Source organism: Enterovibrio sp. QJM3NY_24 (assembly GCF_057786035.1).
On sequence record NZ_CM173519.1, the window covers coordinates 1151209 to 1164417 of the forward strand.

The following is a 13209-nucleotide window of genomic DNA, read 5'->3' on the forward strand; positions in this document are numbered from 1 at the left end:
CTCGGATCGTTCAGGTTCCATCGCGTGCTAGATTTCTGAACTGACCATGCCCAAAAAGCTGTTATTCACCTTTTTACTTAAAATGTCTATTTTGCGACTTTGTCTTATCCCGCGCTCTTCTATGTTGAAGATGTCTTATCGACAATTGAGTCAACTCTTCTTCAAGTACAGTGCCGGAGCAGGGCTATGAAAACCTATGGAAAGAAATTTAACGTATTGATCCTAGAAGAGGCCCATAGAGAGGGTGTCGTCGGCAACGCTATTGAAAGGCTGATTGCTGAACTCGAAAACAGTGGTGCCCGAGTCATGGTCGCAAACAGTTTCGATGATTGTTATTCCATGATTAATTCCAACACAGCGCTAGATTGCCTCATGCTGACATCGGCCATGAGCGGTTCACAAAGTGAAGAAAACGAACGTTTCTATGTGCTGATTGAAAAACTCAATAAAAGACAGGAAAACGTCCCTGTTTTCTTGCTGGCGGAGCGTAAAAAAATCACCCTTCATGTCACTCGTGAGATGATGGAGAATGTTGATGAATTCGCATGGATACTTGAAGATACGCCCGATTTCATTGCAGGTCGTGCAGTGGCCGCAATCACTCGCTATCGTGCACAGCTTCTGCCGCCACTGATGGCAGCATTGATGAATTATGATGATATTCATGAGTATTCGTGGGCAGCCCCTGGGCACCAAGGTGGCGTGGGGTTCACTAAAACGCCAGCAGGTCAGCGGTTTTATAATTACTACGGAGAGGGTCTGTTTCGTACAGACATGGGGATCGAGCGCGGCAGTTTAGGCTCTTTGCTAGACCATACGGGTGCATTCGGTGAAAGTGAGCGTTATGCAGCTCGCGTGTTTGGCGCACACCAATCTTACTCCTTAGTCACGGGTACATCGGGTTCTAATCGCACCATTATGTCAGCTTGTATGAAAGCGGATGACTTGGTCATTTGTGATCGTAACTGTCACAAATCTATCGAGCAGGGACTCATGATTTCCGGTGCTAGACCTGTTTATCTGGTGCCAACGCGTAACCGTTACGGCATCATAGGACCTATTTACCCGGATCAATTGTCGAAGAGTGTGTTGCAGCAACGCGCAAAAGCGGAACCACTGACCAAAGATTATGCCGACCAACGCGCGGTGTATGCGGTATTGACCAACTGTACCTACGATGGGCTTTGCTACAACGCCAAAAAAGCACAGGACATTCTTGCAGAGAGCAGTGATCGTATTCACTTTGATGAAGCATGGTATGGTTATGCGCGCTTCAATCCTATCTACGAAGATCACTTCGCCATGCGTGGCGACCCGGTGGAAGATCCTGATGGACCAACGGTGTTTGCAACGCACTCAACCCACAAACTCTTGAATGCGTTGTCTCAGGCTTCCTTCCTGCATGTTCGAAATGGTAAGAATTCGATTAACTTCGAACGATTTAATCAAGCCTACATGCTGCATGCTACGACCTCTCCGCTATATGCAATATGCGCCTCGAATGACATTGCTGTATCTATGATGGATGGTAACCGTGGGCATTCTCTGACGCTGGAAGTGATTCGTGAGGCGGTGGATTTCCGCCAAGCGATGGGTCGACTCAATCGTGAATTTAATCAAGGCGGTGATTGGTTCTTCAAACCGTGGAATGCGGAAACGGTTAAAGATCCGAAGTCCGGTCAGAGCTACGCATTTGAAGATGCGCCAGCGGACCTACTGTGCGAAAACCAAGACGCATGGGTCATGCACCCCAATGACAATTGGCACGGCTTCAAAGATATGCCAGCCGATTGGTGTATGCTCGATCCGATCAAGGTTAGCATTCTAGCTCCAGGTATGGGCGACGATGGTCATCTTCTCGATACAGGGGTTCCGGCAGCCTTGGTGACCTTGTACCTTGGTCGCTTTGGTATCGTGCCAACGCGTACCACAGACTTCCAAGTGATGTTCCTGTTCTCCATGGGTATCACTAAAGGTAAGTGGGCAACCTTGGTGAACACCTTGATGGCATTTAAGCGCCATTACGACGATGACACACCGCTTGAAGAAGCATTGCCAGATCTCGTTGCGGATTTCCCAGAGGTATACGGAAATATGGGTTTGAAAGAGCTTGGAGACAAGATATTTGGCTACCTGAAACAACATAACCCAGGTGAAGTGCTTAATGCCGCGTATGAAACCCTACCTGAAGCGATCATGACTCCCCATGCTGCATTTGAAGCGATTGTTGCTGATAACGTGGAAATGGTCCCATCCTCTCAATTGGTTGGACGTGTAGCAGCAAATGCGGTCATTCCGTATCCACCGGGTATCCCAATGTTGATGTCTGGAGAAAGCTTTGGCGACGAGACAAGTCCGCAGATCAAGTACCTTAAGAGTCTAGAAGTGTGGGATGAAGAGTTCCCTGGCTTCGAGAAGGAGACGGAAGGTACCGAGTTGCACGACGGCATTTACCACGTCATGTGTGTTAAGAACGTTTGAGCCTTTGCTGAGATTTAGACAGCCTTAGTGGGTGCAAAAAATGAAGAAGACGTCTGATGGAGACATCAGGCCTTCTTTTTTATTTGTGTTTCTTTGTATCAGCGAAACCTTTCTTTACGCAGCCAATACCATAACGATTTTGGTGTTATGAACAGGCGATACGAATAAAGATCTGAGCACCTACAAGAAGGAAATCATCATCAACATAGTAAGGGTTCGAATGCAGGTAGTTACAGATACCCGCATCTTTGTTACCGCTTCCTAGGAAGAACATTGCACCTTTTTGGTTTTCAGCCGCGTTTACCATCAAGCTGAAATCCTCTGAACCCGTCATTGGATTGCCGTTTGGATCTAGGCGGTCTGCAGGCACGGTGTCACGCGCTGCATCGATAACACGCTGATACGCATCGGCGTGGTTAATCACCGCAGGATAGCCTTCACAAACCATGGTGGTTTTGAAGCCACGGATTTCGCTTTCTTTCACGATGCTGCCAAAGCTGTCTTTCAGGATCTGATCGGTTTCTGCATCCATGGCACGAATGGTGCCTCGTGCTTGCACATAGTCAGGGATAGCGTTAGGAATACTGCCGCCATTGAACATGCCACAACCAAATACCGCAGGGCTGAATGGATTGGTACGTTTCGCAACGATGTAATCCATGTCCATAATGATGCGGCTCGCTTCGCGGATCGCATCTAGGCCTTTCTGCGGGGTTGAACCATGTGCAGAGACGCCGTGAACATCCAGTGTCCACGCAGAACCGTAAGACGACATAATGCCGTTGTTGATTTTCACCATGCCATATTCCAGTGCCGCGTCGTTATGCAGGGCATACACTTCTGCAACACCTTCCATGCAACCAAGCTCTACCATTTTACTGGCGCCTGGAACACGCATGTCTTCTTCCGCCATTTGGAACACAAAGCGAACGTTGTGTTTCAGTGAATCCTTGTTTTCTGACAAGTACTTAGCGGTGGTCAGAATGATTGCCATGTGGGTGTCGTGACCACAGTTGTGTGAACGGCCTTCATGCTGAGAGCGGTAGTCGTTCTCTGTCATGTCGTCCATTTCCAGTGCATCCATGTCAGCACGGAAAGCCACTCGACCCAAGCTCTCGTCGATAGCTAGGTCCGCGATAAAGCCGGTAAAACCTTCGTAAGTGGTAAGTGCGTAGCCGAGCTCAGTCATCAACGCTTGGCAGTATGCGGTGGTTTTAAATTCTTGGCCTGATGCTTCTGGGATCTGGTGCAAATCACGGCGAGTGTTCACGCTGAAAGCATGTAGTTCGAGCAGTTTGCTGTCTAGATTAAATTGGCTGTATTTCGCTGACATTAGATGATTCCTTTCATTTCAAAGCCGATCTGCGCAATCATCGACGCGCCAAAGAAGCAGCTCGTCGCAACGATAAGGAAGATAACGATAACCTTCCAAGACATTTTCTTCAGTTCTTCCATTTGGCCGCCAACAGACAGACCTGCAAATGCTAGCAGTGGCACACACACTGATAGGAATTGGATCTTACCGACTGACTCAAGGAAGTAAGTACGGATAACGGTGTCAGGCAGACAGATTAAAATGCCGATAATGGTTGCGTAGGCAAACGTGGGTAGCGACGACGGAATAAACTTCTTTGCCACGAGTGATAAGAAAACAATCACAGACATGGCAATAAAGCTGTTTACCATTTCTAGTGGTGCTGTGCCGTTAGTCAGGAACTGGGTAAAACCGGCTAGTACAATCGCGAGAGAGACCAGCTTCATATCATTCAGAATGACTTTCATGGCTTATTTACCTTTGTTGCAGATTTTGTAAACGAACTCAGCAAGCGGCAGACCCAAGAAGGTCAGTGACAGTGCGCCAAGTACAGAAGAAAGTAGGTTCGATGCAGCAGCAATACTCAGTACTTGCTTCGCCATTTCAGGCTCCAAGCCCGAAACCAATGCGCCAGATGCAGCACTCAGCATTGAGCCACTACCCACGCCTGACCCCGCAGCCAGTGCGAGTGGGTGAAGACCTGTAAGTGGGGCAATACTGCCTAGTACGCTGAACCACAAGGTACCGATAACCGAACCACACAAGTAAATCGCCAATACGCCAACGTACTCAGGACTACCTGTGCCAAATTTACCTTGAACCACCGCAATAGAAGGCTCGCGGCTGATTGATGAACATGCGCCAATGGTTTTGCGGCCAAAGCCGAACTTAACAGCGAGCGGAACGGCAATGAGGATAGGAAGTAGGTTGCCCAACTCTTGGAAAAGGAGAGGTACGCCAGCATCGATGATCATGTCCAGGTTAGGAATGATCATTCCCGCATATTGGGTGCCAAGAACCAGCAGGCAGTAACCCACCATTTTGCCGCAGAAACCTTCTTCTTTAGCAGTAAAGACCTTGCCCCATGCTTTGATTTTTGTTTTGGTCCAATTCACTGATAGAGCCATACCAAGCATGACGGCAAACAGCATAGGGAGTATGGAAATGGTGGCGAATCCCATATCAATTTTTTGGGTGCCAATAATAAACTGAGAAATGAAAATCAGCGCCGATACAGCGATAACACTTGTCATTACAACGCGAGCTTGGCCGCTCTTGTTTTCTTCTGTGTTCATAGGTCATCATCATTAAAAGTTGAAATCGAGGCTGATTATAGAGAGGCCCGAAAAACGAAACGTGCATGAGATCAACTGTTGCTGTGAGTCATTAGATGAAAACTAAATATCTTATTCCCTTACGGAATTAAGGGTTATTTTTAGGTAAAAAGACGATGACTTTGGTGTGTATTGTGTTGGTCTTTAGCGCCTAGGCGCAACAGTGGTAACCCGCTGACACCTAACTGCAACAAGTGCCAGTCAGTGCAATGCTTACCTGCTGGATACGAAAAACCCGACGCGAGGTCGGGTTTGAGGTACGAGCTACTTTGGTTTGATTGAACGTTATTGAATCACTGGCGAGCAGTTACATGCAGCATTAGACACAGACTTGGTGCTGTTTCTTTGCGGCAAATACCAGCTTTCTAGGCCTTTTTGCAATTGATTGGCAGCCTGTGCGGGTGACATTTGTCCCGCCATGACGCCGACCGACGTTTCCCAAATCTCCAGCTCCAAGTTTGGCTCACCACGGGATAGCACTTGTGCAGAATTACGAATGGTAGAATCACACTGATCGCGCCAAGAGATCATCTCTTGCGCAATAGGGTCTTTCACATCGAAAAAGTGGTTAGAAAGCGAGAAGAATCCTGAAATTTCATTGGTCAGAAGCTCGGCAAACTCTGCCGTGGTCATCCATTTCAGGAATAGTTCTGCGGCCTCAGGATTTTTGGATTTCGAATAAATACCCATGCCCAAATCTGTGTGATCACTGAAGTAGCAAGCATCACCTTTCTTTTCAACAGGCGGCGGAAACACTCCCATGTCAATTTTGCCGGCGAAGGTCATGATGTCCCACGACCCTGCAGGGTAGATAGCAGCTTTACCGTTAGCAAATGCCGAAATTGAGTCAGCGTAGCTGCGCTGTTCAAAATCTTCACCCATGTACTTCGACCACTTGGCTAGCTCACTCAGGGTTTGGCGATAGGGTTTGCTATCCATACGCTCTTTGCCTGTAAGCAGGGCGTCTCGGCCATCTTCACCTTTCCAATAGGTAGGGCCGATATTCTGGAAGCCCATGGTTGCGGCTTCCCATTTGTCTTTTGTTCCCATTGCCAGTGGCAAATATCCAGCACGCTTGGCTTTCTCTAATGCCCAGTAAAAATCCGCATTGGTTACAGGTTCGTTCACCCCTAATTCTTTGAAAATATCTTTGTTATAGAAAAATCCATGAATGACGGAGGCCATCGGCAGGCAGAAAGTTTGTGCACCAGAGTCGGTTTGCCACGGAGCAAGGGCAAAACTCGGGAAGTTTTCCATCCCTTCCATTTCAGTAACTTCTTTGAGCAAGCCTCGTTGGAAAAGTGCTTGCGACCCATCAAACGGGCGGCAAGCTATCAAGTCACCCGAGGAACCTTGCTCGAAGCGTTGCTCCATATCGCTGTTCCACGTTGATGCATCCATATCTGAAGGTGAGCGGTATTCAACCTTGATGTTCGGATAATGCTTGTTGAAAGCAGGGATGATTTTCTCGTTCCATACCGCGTCGTCGCTGCGCCAAGAATCAATCACCAGTGTCGTTTGAGCATGTGCAAATGATGTGACGGTAAGCGCTAAGGCCGCGAGAGATAGTTTGACTATATGTTTCATTCTCAATTCCTTAAACGCGGAAGTTTGATATTAGGTTTTGCTGATCTTGAGCCAGATTGGCCAAAGACTCGCTGCTTGATGCTGACTCACGGGCATCTTTTTCTGCTTGATAAGCAACGTGGGCAATGCCATTAATGTGTTCTGCTACTTCATGGCTGACTTTGATCTGTTCTTCGGTTGCTTGGGCGACATGCACGGCCATATCTTGTATCGCTTCCATACGCGCCACAATGTCTTGCAAAGTTTCATCGGTTAACCGCGTTTGGAGTAAACAATCATCCATTTGCTTCTGGCTAGCACTCATGGTTTCAGCCATACGTGATGCGTTGCCTTGCAGGTTATTGATCATCTGCTGAATTTCTTCAGTGGACTGCTGTGTGCGTGTTGCCAGTGCGCGTACTTCATCGGCAACCACGGCAAAACCGCGACCGTGAGAGCCTGCGCGTGCAGCTTCAATGGCGGCATTTAGGGCAAGCAAGTTAGTTTGCTCGGCAATATCTTGAATGACATGCAAAATTGAGCCGATATTGTTGGAATATTGGTTCAACTGCTGAGTATTAGATACGGCTTCGCCGATATTACTCGAAAGCTGCTCAGTCAGTTGACGGCTAAGAGACACTTGCGCACGCCCACTGTTCGCTGTTTGGTTGGTGTTTTCGACTTCTGCGACGGTAAGTTCTGTCGAACGAGAAATTTCTTTGGCACTGACTTCCATTTCTGAAATCGCCGCGGCCACTTGGTCGGTACGGGATTTCTGGTCTTCAACTCGGGTCATGGCGCTGTCACTGACGAGGGCTGCACGGCTCGCTTCACTAAGCAAATGCTTCGCTCCATCACCAAATTTCGCCAAGGTGCGTGACATGGTGTCTGCCAGCATATCGATAGAGCGACTTAGCTCGCCGAATTCATCGTTGGCGTGATAGTTAGCGCGTGTACGCATGTCACCGTCGGTCATTTTGTGTAAGACGTTGGTGATAAGTGCGAGCGGCTTTTGAATGCTGCGCGTTGTGCTAACGCCAACCCACAAGCTAATGGCCGCGGCGACAGAGGTCATCACAATGATGTAAAGCAAGGCTTCACTCACTGCGGTTTCAGCGTCATCTCGGCTGGTCTGCGCCAATTGTTGTGCATAGTCTGCGTAAGCTTGCAGGCGAGATTGAATGTCGTTCATCTGCTTGTCTGTCTGCATGCTTTCACGCTGAAGCTGGGCGTTAACTTGCTGTTGGCGGCTCATCACATCCAATACGCCACTTTCAGCTAAAGTCAGCTGCTCTACCTTTTTCAGATTCCGCGAATAACGCGCTTTAACATCGTCTTCAACCGAAATGCGCTCAAGACGTTTGAATGCAATCTCGATATCTTTCGCCAATGCTGACCTCAGTTGGTTGAGGTCAGTATCTTGCTCGGCACGACGCAACATTTTCATGTCTCGTGCGATACCACTGGTAATGAGTTCGGCGCGGTTATGCAGTGAACGTTTTACTGCGGCTTTTTGTAGTAAAAGATTCGCTGCCCACTGATAAGTGTCTTCAAGGCGAAGAAATTGCAGATCCAGCGTTTGACGTTGAGCAATCAGTGTATCTGATTGCTTTTGTAGGTTGATAAGCGTGCGGGCTTGTTCAAAGTATCGGGTTGAAGCCTGATGGATAGCATTAACTTGTCTACGTTCGTCGTCGTGCTGTGCGTTTTGTTGAGCCTGGCTTAACGTTTGAAAGAAGCTTTGCTTTTGACGATCAAATTGTTGGTCAACACGGTTAGCGTTTGTCGGATCGTTTTGAAACGTGCGAATAAGAAGGCTGGTTCGCATCAATTGGGTGATCAAATCACCCGAGGCGACGACCATTGGTGTGGATTGGTTGGTAATTTGTTCTACTTTTCCTTGCAGTGTTTTGGCATTGAACAAACTGATACTGCTAAGTATTGCCATTAACACAAACATCAAGGCAAAACCGGCGATTGTTCTCTGAACGACGGACAACTTCATTGTTCTCTCACTCTACAACAGTCTTGAAAGATAAAGACTAAAAGTCTTGCTGGGCTCTAATTTCACGCTTGAAAATAACTATTTAAAAAGCGGCGAAAAATGCCAGAGATTGTGACATCAATCAGGGGTATCGGCACCCATAAGTCATTTCTTTAATGAAAAATTGATTATCCACACTAATATTTTACATGACGAATTAAATGCGGAACGAATGTCACACTGTTTCAAATGGGCATTGGGCGTTGAGTGAGGGGGGTAATGAAGGATGCTTTTTTGGCATAAAAAAAGCCCCAGAAGGGGCTTTACAGAATGTGTGAAATTACCATTTCTTCTTCGGTGCAAACAGCTCGTCTAGCTCTTTGTTTTCATCATTTTTAGGCCTGTTGGCTTCGTGACCTTTGCTCAGTGATGTGTTGACTTCTTCAAGCATGGCAGAAAGATTTTCTTTTGCAGATTGGCAATACGGGTCACTTTTACTGCTAACCACATCTAATGCCTTTTTCAGCAATTGTTGAGCTGTACCCATCTGGCCTTTGATCTTCGCATCGTTAACGCGTTTGAGAACGTTTTCGATATTGATCTTCATCTGCATCTGTTCCAAGCGCGAATTTTCAGACACAAATGCTTGTGTAGGCAAACGACCTTTGGTGTGCTCAGCTTTGATTACTGCTCTCAAACGTTTTACCAATTTAAGCATTGAGATGGCTTCACGATCGCTGTCAGGGACACGAAAAGACGTCGATTCTTTGTTTTGGTAAGTTTGTTTGATTTGATTGATCTGTGCTTGCACGTCCGAAATTCGCTGTGGAAGTGAGCGATCAGTCTTATCAATATCATGCATTGTCTTCAATGCATCTAGAATTTTCTGGTTAAGACATACCAGCAGGGTGCCGCTATAAGGCAGGTTGTGTGCATTACCGATCAGCTCTTCAGTGGCATCAATAACTGCAATATATTTTGCCATTTCCTGGCGCTTTGATGACTCTACACGTTGACGCTGCTGAGCCATAATGTTGTAGCCAACAATGAGACCGAGCAGGATGACGCATAAGCCAACCACTAAGACGATATTCATAAGCGAGCGTCGATAATCCCTGTTAAAACTAAGACGGCCTAAGATACACGATCTGCAAGTATGGTCATAGTTTGTTAGTACTATTTTCGATCTTAGCTAAATTCTGGCGTGTCGTATTGCTTTTCTATGATTTAGTGCGTTTCACTGCACGTTTATTTGCGAAGTTATGATGGCATTATTTGGTGTGTCAGCCTGGATTAATATCAGCAACACTGCAGCCAGTTTGGCGGTATTTTGGGCGCTGTGTAATGGTTATGCATCTCAGCACTTCGTCCGCTTGCCAATACACGATATAACATATGTATAATCATTCACGATTACTACAACCTTATGAAATTACAACAACTTAAATACATCGTTGAAGTGGTCAATCACGACCTCAATGTTTCTTCGACGGCGGAAAGTCTTTACACCTCGCAGCCGGGGATCAGTAAGCAAGTTCGCGCGTTGGAAGACGAACTGGGGGTGCAAATATTTGGTCGCAGTGGAAAACACTTAACCAAGCTGACACCCGCAGGAGAACAAATTGTTGATATTGCTAGAGATATCTTATCTCGTGTGGATAGTATCAAGTCAGTAGCTTACGAATACACCACACCCGATAAAGGTAAACTCAACATCGCAACAACCCATACTCAAGCAAGGTATGCGTTGCCTGATGTCATATCTCGTTTTGTGAAGCGCTATCCGAATGTTTCTTTGCACATGCATCAGGGCGCGCCAAGTCAGATCGCCGATTTGGTTCTGAAAGGAAAGTCCGATTTTGCTATCGCGACAGAGGCGTCCCATCTCTATGAAGATTTGGTCATGCTGCCTTGCTATCACTGGACACGGTCTCTGATTGTGAGAAAAGACCATCCTTTGGCGCGACGTTCTGCCGTGACCATTCATGATATCGCGCGTTTTCCATTGGTTACTTATGTCTTTGGCTTTACTGGACGCTCTTGTCTTGACAGTGCGTTCAATAACGCCAAGCTAAAGCCGAATATTGTGTTTACAGCAACAGATGCAGACGTTATCAAAACGTATGTTCGCCTTGGCATCGGTATTGGGGTGATGGCGAGCATGGCCTATGATAAAGACTTGGATGAAGATTTGGTCGCTATTGATGCCAGCCACATCTTTGATGCAAGCACGACACGCATTGGTTTTAGGCGTGGCACGGTGCTGCGTAATTACATGTATGACTTTATCGAGAGTTTTGCGCCGCACCTTGATAGGAATACCATTGATACCGCCATGCAGATTAAAGATCCCAGCGAGTTAGATAGCTTCTTTACACCGTTTAAGCTCCCTATTAGATAGCGTTAGACGCGGTGTACCATATTGTAAGTGCTCTGCTATTCGTGCAGATTTAGGTGTTTTTGCCGCTTTTACGGTGCTATATACTCGGGTATACACCGTTTGTGTCGGCTGATAGTTGGAATTCACCTTGTCTCAATCCTTCCTCGTTCAAAAAGAGCGTTTTCTGCAAATTGATGCCTTACTGCAGCGTCATGTTTCGCTATGGCAAGGAATGCCTTTTGATTGTCTTGATCTGCCGTGGAGAGCTTCTCATCCTGAGCTATGCCAATGGTTAGATTTGCTGTGTCTAAAAGAACTGCAAGCGTATAAGGAATCGCCAGAGCGGTTAGCAGAGACGGTGAAAGCGTGGCTGCCTGAGGCGGCTAAGTTGGTATCATTATGTGGCACTGAAGTAGAACCCCAAAATGGGCCAGAGATACATTGCGACAGCCATATTGCTACAGGTATCCCAGGTCGAAAGTGGTCGCAGATAACTGCTTTCAACAGTGCGATACCACTATCTAGCAAGGGTGCCTGGTTGGAGTGGTGCGCAGGGAAAGGGTATTTAGGGCGTGTCATTTCGGCTACACGTCAGGTTGGTGTCACCAGTCTAGAATGGCAGGAAGCGCTGTGCCAAGACGGCCAGGCTTATGCCAATCAACATCAGTTACCGATGCATTTTGTCCAAGGTGATGCATTTTCCCCCGAGAGTGAATTACTGGTCAGTCATTGTGATCATGCGGTAGCGTTGCATGCCTGTGGTGACTTGCACGTGACACTGTTACGCCATAGTGTGAAAGCCAAACCGCAAAGTCTTTCTGTCTCACCTTGTTGTTATCATCTGATCAATGAAGTCTACTATCAGCCATTGTCCATTGTGGCGACGGGCTCTTTACTGTCCTTGAGTCGTCATGATCTAAAGCTGCCACTGCAAGAAACCGTCACCGCAGGGAAAACGGTGCGAAACAAGCGTATTGTTGAAGTGAGTTTTCGCTTGGGCTTTGATAGCTTGCAGCGTGCTCTAGGCCATAGTGACAGTTATCTGCCTGTACCCAATATACAAAAGTCTTTGTTAAATGAAGGCTTTGAGGCATTTTGCCGATGGGCTGCTGATAAAAAAGGTATTTCCATTCCAGATAACACAGACTTTGCAGCTTTTCTCTCGCAGGGAGAGCAAAGGTTTTCGATCGTTGAAAAAATGGAAACCATACGTACGCTGTTTCGCCGACCATTAGAGATGTGGCTGGTTCTCGATAGAGCGCTGTTTCTGAGCGAAAACGGTTTTGATGTCGACGTAACTACATTCTGTGCGCGTGAGTTGACGCCGAGAAATCTTCTTATTCAAGCCACAAGGAAGGGCTAAATGGAACTGAGCTATGAACAGCTCATCATGGTGATGTTGGCATTGGGTTTGGGCTCGTTTGTTCAAAGCATTATTGGCTTTGGGCTGGCGATTGTTGGCGCACCCCTCCTTATGATGATCGAACCTTCGCTGGTACCAGCGACCGTCACGTTGGTAACCTTGTTTCTTGCCATGGTGAATACGTGGCAATATCGCCGTCAACTGTCATTGCGCGGTATTGGTTGGGCTTTTGTTGGCCGTATCCCTGGCACCTTTGTTGCTGGCGCATTGCTGTTGTATCTCTCAATCAATGCGTTAGAAATTATCATGGGGCTAGCTGTTTTGTTTGCGGTTGTCGCTAGTGTGTTCAAGTTTTCTGTGGAGCCGAGCAATAAGAATATGTTTTGGGCGGGCTTTGCTGCTGCGGTTATGGGCACAACAACCAGTATTGGTGGTCCACCAATGGCATTGGTTTTGCAGAAAATGGACATTGTTAAGCTAAGAGCAAACTTGGCGGGTTACTTTATTTTTAGCTGTGCCATATCTCTTGTTGTGCAGGGAATGACTGGCTATTTCGAATGGTGGCATGTCAAAGTCGGTGTTATGTCGTTGCCTGTTGTATTTCTTTGTTCGTGGGTAGCGTTTAAAGTGGCACCGCGTGTTCGTGCTGAATGGGTAAGACACGGCTTGCTGATTCTATGCTCGTTTGCTGGTGTGACAACATTCGTACGTGGTTTTTCCTGAATCAAAAAAAAGCCGACATACATCATGTCGGCTTTTTCTTACCAGCACATATCAGTGTGCAGT

At 47.0% G+C, this 13209-nt stretch carries 10 protein-coding genes; 4 read left to right on the top strand and 6 right to left on the bottom strand.

Features of this window, described 5'->3' with window-relative positions; genetic code table 11:
• Positions 1–186 precede the first annotated feature (186 nt).
• Positions 187–2481, top strand: a complete 2295-nt coding sequence (gene adiA, locus AC3CIC_RS05035; RefSeq protein WP_488515510.1) for an arginine decarboxylase — start codon at positions 187–189, stop codon at positions 2479–2481.
• Positions 2482–2626: 145 nt separating this feature from the next.
• Here adiA and AC3CIC_RS05040 read toward each other — a convergent pair whose 3' ends face one another.
• The 6 genes from AC3CIC_RS05040 to AC3CIC_RS05065 form a co-directional block, all read right to left on the bottom strand.
• On the bottom strand, positions 2627–3814 hold the full coding sequence (locus AC3CIC_RS05040; protein ID WP_488515511.1) for a M20 metallopeptidase family protein: 1188 nt from the start codon (positions 3812–3814) through the stop codon (positions 2627–2629).
• Positions 3814–4263 carry a hypothetical protein gene (locus tag AC3CIC_RS05045; RefSeq protein WP_017004833.1) on the bottom strand — a complete coding sequence of 150 codons (450 nt, stop codon included), beginning with the start codon at positions 4261–4263 and terminating at the stop codon, positions 3814–3816. The genes AC3CIC_RS05040 and AC3CIC_RS05045 overlap by 1 nt, the downstream gene beginning before the upstream one ends.
• Before the next feature lie 3 nt (positions 4264–4266).
• Positions 4267–5091 carry a DUF3100 domain-containing protein gene (locus tag AC3CIC_RS05050; protein ID WP_488515512.1) on the bottom strand — a complete coding sequence of 275 codons (825 nt, stop codon included), beginning with the start codon at positions 5089–5091 and terminating at the stop codon, positions 4267–4269.
• 324 nt (positions 5092–5415) lie between these two features.
• Positions 5416–6717 (bottom strand): ABC transporter substrate-binding protein, encoded by a 1302-nt coding sequence (locus AC3CIC_RS05055; protein ID WP_488515513.1) that lies wholly within the window; start codon positions 6715–6717, stop codon positions 5416–5418.
• A 10-nt stretch (positions 6718–6727) separates the two neighbouring features.
• On the bottom strand, positions 6728–8701 hold the full coding sequence (locus AC3CIC_RS05060; RefSeq protein ID WP_488515514.1) for a methyl-accepting chemotaxis protein: 1974 nt from the start codon (positions 8699–8701) through the stop codon (positions 6728–6730).
• A gap of 319 nt (positions 8702–9020) precedes the next feature.
• Complete coding sequence (locus AC3CIC_RS05065; protein WP_488515515.1) at positions 9021–9776, bottom strand: DNA repair protein; 756 nt, start codon at positions 9774–9776, stop codon at positions 9021–9023.
• Between the two features lie 330 nt (positions 9777–10106).
• On the opposite strand from AC3CIC_RS05065, the gene cysB reads away from it, so the two are divergent.
• The 3 genes from cysB (at position 10107) to AC3CIC_RS05080 (ending at position 13146) form a co-directional block, all read left to right on the top strand.
• Positions 10107–11081, top strand: a complete 975-nt coding sequence (gene cysB / locus AC3CIC_RS05070) for an HTH-type transcriptional regulator CysB (RefSeq protein ID WP_488515516.1) — start codon at positions 10107–10109, stop codon at positions 11079–11081.
• Between the two features lie 127 nt (positions 11082–11208).
• A complete protein-coding gene (locus AC3CIC_RS05075; RefSeq protein WP_488515517.1) occupies positions 11209–12423 on the top strand; it encodes a methyltransferase in 1215 nt (404 codons plus the stop codon).
• Positions 12424–13146, top strand: a complete 723-nt coding sequence (locus AC3CIC_RS05080; RefSeq protein ID WP_488515518.1) for a sulfite exporter TauE/SafE family protein — start codon at positions 12424–12426, stop codon at positions 13144–13146.
• The last annotated feature ends 63 nt before the right edge of the window (positions 13147–13209 follow it).